The organism is Microvirga tunisiensis (assembly GCF_009296175.1).
GTDB lineage: Bacteria > Pseudomonadota > Alphaproteobacteria > Rhizobiales > Beijerinckiaceae > Microvirga > Microvirga tunisiensis.
Map to the genome: position 1 here is coordinate 1 of NZ_VOSK01000394.1, position 5,051 is coordinate 5,051.

Sequence of the window (5,051 nt, forward strand, 5' to 3'; positions counted from 1 at the left end):
CGAGACCAGCTCGCGCAGGGCTGTCGAGGACAGCGGCTTGTTGGAACGATCAGGCGAGGTCATGCCGGGATTGAATCATGAATGCCCGAAGGGAGGAATCCCTCGCCCCCTAAAATGCCCCAGTTACATCCACCTTTGCTCCATCACTTCATGGACTGGTATGGGATACGTCTTGGAACTGCGACTAAAGTGGGAAAAATCTTCTCTCCATCACGGAATTTAATGAGCCTGCGGCTTGAACCAGCAATGAGCAGGGCATCGCCGATGCGCGATCAGCGTCGCTGAATTGGCCGGATCTGCAACGGGAACTCTACCGCATCATGGAAGCTGGCAGCACAAGAGGAAGGCTGCCAGAGCTGCTGTCACGGCCGTAGCGATCAACCCCTTGTCGATGAAATAGTCTGGCAGGGCAGTGCGATTTGGCATTCGCTTGATCACGTCACAGCTCGCTTGCAGGTGCGCCACAGGCTGACTTACCTGTGGCGAGCGACTGGCAAGTCAACCGTTCCATCCGATGGCTCCTATGGCATCGAAGCCGGCAGCAACTGCGAAAATTTCTGACGGATGACCTCGTAGCACTCGCAGGACGTCTCTTCGAGACCTCGGCGATTGGTGATCGTGATGACGCCTCTGCTCTGGTTGATGAGGCCGGATTCGTGAAGTGTGCGTGTCACCGCGCTGACCGTCGAGCGTTGGACGCCCAGCATCTCCGAGAGGAACTCGTGGGTCAGAGGCAATTCGTCCGAAGCCCAGCGATCGCGCGTGCTGAGGATCCAGCGGCAGCAGCGCGCCTCGACGCTGTGAGTGGCGTTGCAGGCCACACTTTGAAGCGTCTGCGCCAACAGAGCCTCCGTAAAGCGCAGGACAAGCTGCTGAATCTTGGGGCGCTCCCTGAATGCATCGTGCATTTGATCAAGCTCGATCCGGGAAGCCGTGCCGGATATTTGCACGATATACCGTCCGAACGAGTTTCGGGAGACAAAGGCGCTGACGAGACCGAAAAGGGACTCGCACCCGAAGGTGGCCATCTCGGCCGATTTACCGTCCAACATGACGGTTACGAGAGAGACGACCACGCCGTGCGGGAAATAGGTATGCTGAATCGTCTCTCCGGCCTCGTAGACCACGTGACCTCTTTGGAAATCCACGACGTCCAGATGCGGCTCCAGATGGGCAAAATCCTCATCGTCCAGAGCGGCCAAGAGCCGATTTGAGCGATGAGGGCTGTTCATCTGAACCTGTGCCATGGCGAAAGGTCCTGCTCTGAACAGGCTCATTCTACCACGACATGCGGTCCAAGGATGCCGAAAACGGTTCCGCCCGGGAGGCGAGGCCGCCAAGCCGATGGCGGCATACCCGCGCTCAGGGACGGTGATCGGAGAATGGCTCTGTTAGATCATATGCAAACAGGTATTCAACCGCGACCTTGAGATCTTCATTCGATCACCACATCCGCGCTGCTGATCAGTGAGGGCGGCAAGGGGACGCCCAGGGCGCCGGCGGCCCTCAGATTGACGAACAGTTCCACTTTCGTGACCAGCTGGACTGGAAGATCTGCAGGCTTCTCGCCATTGAGGATCCGTCCGGTGTAGATGCCGGCGCGACGATGTGACTGCGTAAAATCGCCTCCATAGCTCATCAAGCCGCCCGCAATCGGGAAGTCGCGTGACTGCGTGATGGCAGGCACCCCATAGCGGGTAGCCAGCGCAGCAAGCCGCTGGCTGCGGAACGCGAAGTAGGGGTCGGAGGTAAACACGAGCCCTGCTGGCCGGAGCTGGGATGCGGATGAGAACATGGCGTCGAACTCGCGTTCGTCGCTGGTGGTCAGAACATGAAGTCGCACCCCGAGAGCGTCGGCCGCCGCCTGGAGGTTCTTCAATTGTGAATCGGCGGTCGGGCTGGTCGGGTTGGAGACAACGGCGAATTCGGTAGCCGACGGGAGCAACTCGTGCATGAATTCCAGCCGCTTGCGCGAGACTTCCACGCTCAAGCTTGATACGCCCGTGAGGTTGCCTCCTGGCCGTGACAAGCTGTCCACGACTCCGAGTGCGACGGGATCGCCGCCCATCTCGAAGACAATCGTTATACTGTTGGTTGCCGATTTCGCCGCGAGCGCTGCGGGGGCACCCCCTGCAGCGACGATGACGGCAGGCTTCCGACTGGCCAGATCCGCCGCGAGTGCGGGCAATCGATTGTACTGGCCTTGTGCCCATCGATACTCGATCGCGATATTGCGACCCTCGGCAAATCCGCTCTCGCTTAGACCTTCGCGGAAGGCCTTGAGGCGGCTGGCGAAGGGCTCGGGCGATTCAGGGCCGATATATCCGATCAGTGGTACTGACAGCGGCTGGGCGCGCAAGGGGAGCGTCAACGCTGCCGCACCGCCGATCACCGTGAGAATGTCGCGCCGCCTCATTCGACCAGCGTCCTCACGCGGGAAAGGGCTCGAAACTTGAAGCGTGCTGTACTTCCAACCGCCATCACGAGGTCACCTTAAAGTGCTCATGTGAACCCGACGACTTGGCGGCATGATAGCCGCAATCATTTCTCTTTGTAATAGACCGAATTTATATTCGACGACTTGCTTCAAGTCAGGTTTCTATCTGCCATTTCAATGATGGCGAATGTTTGCACACCATCCTTGCTCCGACGACCAGCTTAAGCGGTATGGAGCCTCTCTTCGAAGGATATGCCGTACACGGGCAGCTCCTCATCATAGCCCTTGATGGATCTCATCCCGAGCGAGATCATGGCGCGCTTGCCGTTCACAGCCCCCGCGATGGCCACATCTGCCAGAATTTCCCGGTCTGCCGCCGAGGCGCACAAGCGGGCTGCGAGATTCACGACGGTGCCGATGGCGGTGTAGTCGAACCGGCTCTCGTATCCGATCCGCCCGACCGTGGCCGGCCCGATGGCCAGACCCACCCCGAAACCGATCCGGTGGTCTCGCTCTCTCCAGCGGACGATGAGCTCCTGCACACATTGCTGCATCTCCGCCGCCAGGTCGACCGCCAGGACGGCTGGCTCCTCCACCGGGACGGGAGCGTTCACGAGCACCATCAGTCCGTCTCCTGAGAAGGTCGTCAGGGTTGCGGCATATTTTGTGATGATCCGGCCAAGGGCATCGTAATATTCCGAGAGCACGCTCATCACCTCATCGGGCGTTGCTCGCGCGGAGAAGGCGGTGAATCCTCGCAGATCGCAAAACACCGCCACCACCTCGGTGCGGCGGCCCTCGAGCACGCCGTCGTCGCCTTTGCGGTCGACGAGTTCGGCGACTTGGGGCGCCAAGAACCGTTTGAGTTTGGCAATGCGCTCCTGACGCTCCTGGGAGATGGCGAGTTCGGCGGCCATGGTGTTGAAGCTGTCAGCCAGCCGCTGAAGCTCATCGCCCGTCGCAATATGGATGCGATGTTCGAATTGTCCGGCGCCGATGCGTTCGGTACCCTCCTCGAGCCGCCGGATCGGCTCGGTCATCCGGCTGGCCAGTACATAGGCTAGCAGACCTGCGAAGGCGGCACCGGCGAGGAGGAGGCCTCCTGTCCTCCACAGGGCGGCATAGATGGGCCCAAAGGCTTCGGAAAGTGGCTGCTCGACGACGACCGTCCAGTCAGGACCGGCAACGGGTGAGGCGGCAGCTGCAACCGCGTTTCCTTGCGAGTCCCGGCTTGTTGCGACATCTGCCCCGGCACGCCTGATCACCTCCCGGATAGCCCGAAAAGGGGCGAGTGTGGCTTCATCCGCCCCTCTCAGGACGAGGCTGATGTCCGGGTGAGCGACGAGCCGCCCCGGAGCGTCGAGCACAAACGCGTGCCCAGTTTCCCCAACCTTGATGGCCGAGATCACGTCCCAAATCAGCTTCAGGTTCACCTCGGCGACGACCACGCCGACGGAGGGTCGGTTGCCGGACATTGCAATTGTCAGGTAGGGCTCGGAGTCTCGATAGTAGCGGACCTCCCCATACCAGAGCTGGCCCGAGCGGGCTCCGGCGACGGCTTCATTCGTGGAGCGGTCCGCACGGCTGTCGGTTCGGTTCAGGCCGATGCGCGAGACATACAGTCGTTCGCGCCCGTTGCCGTCGACCAGGGTGAGGCTGACGATGGCAGGAACCTGCCGCAGCAGGCGCAAGGCATCGATCCGCCGCCGTTCGTCCGGCTCCTCGGTCCAGGGGAGCTGAACCAGCCAGCCGAGCTGATTGGTGATGCCGTCGAGAAAGCCTTGGATCTTCGCGGCCGCGGATCTCGCCTCGACACTTAGCAACTGTTCGACCGTCGTCCGCTGGTCGCGATAGCCGAACCAAGCCTCGCTGACACCATTGGTCGCCAGTGGAATGACCACGGCCAGAAACAGCACGAGGAAGTACTTCTGGAAGAGGCCACTGAACCGGAGACGGTGCCTGGTCATGACCACATGCGCTTCAGCCTGTCTCGCCGGATGCCGGCTTGAAAGGTGCGGGAAGGGATCGTCCGGTGCGTCAAGACGGAAGGCAAGGCAATCATCGAAAGCCCTCGACCCGTAGCGGTCGCATTTCATTGATTATGAGGCCGGGTGCGGCGCCTCGCCAGTGGTTTGTTCCGGGCCTGCAACTGTCCCTTGCCCGGGCTCCCGCGCATGACATTCGTGACCACTCAAGGATCCGTGACTCTATGGAAAGGATAGCCGCTCGCGAGCAGCCACGTCTCGACCAATCGGATTCCTGGACGATCCGGCAGGACCTGCAGGCCGTGGAGGTGCCGCAGGTCCGTGTGTGTCGGATAGGATACAGAAAAGAGAAAGGCAGCGATGCTGCCCTTTTGTGCTTGCCGGTTTTTGAGGCACAAAGTACTTTATTTCAATGCGGCGCAGTAATTGGCGTTACCGCGCTGCTCGCCCTTCTTGGGCGTTTCCTCCCTAAACTTCGGGCCGCATTGTTGCGGCCCTTTTTCGTGTGCCGAGCATGTTCGACAGCTTGGAGGTGCAAGTCCTCTACCCAGCCTGATGGCGGCGAAGGGTTAGCAAAGCGCAAGGGCGCCACCGCGAGGTGGGGTCTGAAGGAAGCGTGGAGCAAAACC

3 protein-coding genes are annotated in these 5,051 nt (G+C 60.7%); all 3 read right to left on the reverse strand.

Annotated elements, in window-relative coordinates:
* Positions 1-521 precede the first annotated feature (521 nt).
* A complete protein-coding gene (locus FS320_RS37585) occupies positions 522-1,247 on the reverse strand; it encodes a Crp/Fnr family transcriptional regulator (protein WP_152717389.1) in 726 nt (241 codons plus the stop codon).
* A gap of 188 nt (positions 1,248-1,435) precedes the next feature.
* Complete coding sequence (locus tag FS320_RS37590) at positions 1,436-2,416, reverse strand: ABC transporter substrate-binding protein (protein ID WP_152717390.1); 981 nt, start codon at positions 2,414-2,416, stop codon at positions 1,436-1,438.
* A gap of 242 nt (positions 2,417-2,658) precedes the next feature.
* Positions 2,659-4,404, reverse strand: a complete 1,746-nt coding sequence (locus tag FS320_RS37595) for a cache domain-containing protein (protein WP_152717391.1) — start codon at positions 4,402-4,404, stop codon at positions 2,659-2,661.
* Between the last annotated feature and the right edge of the window lie 647 nt (positions 4,405-5,051).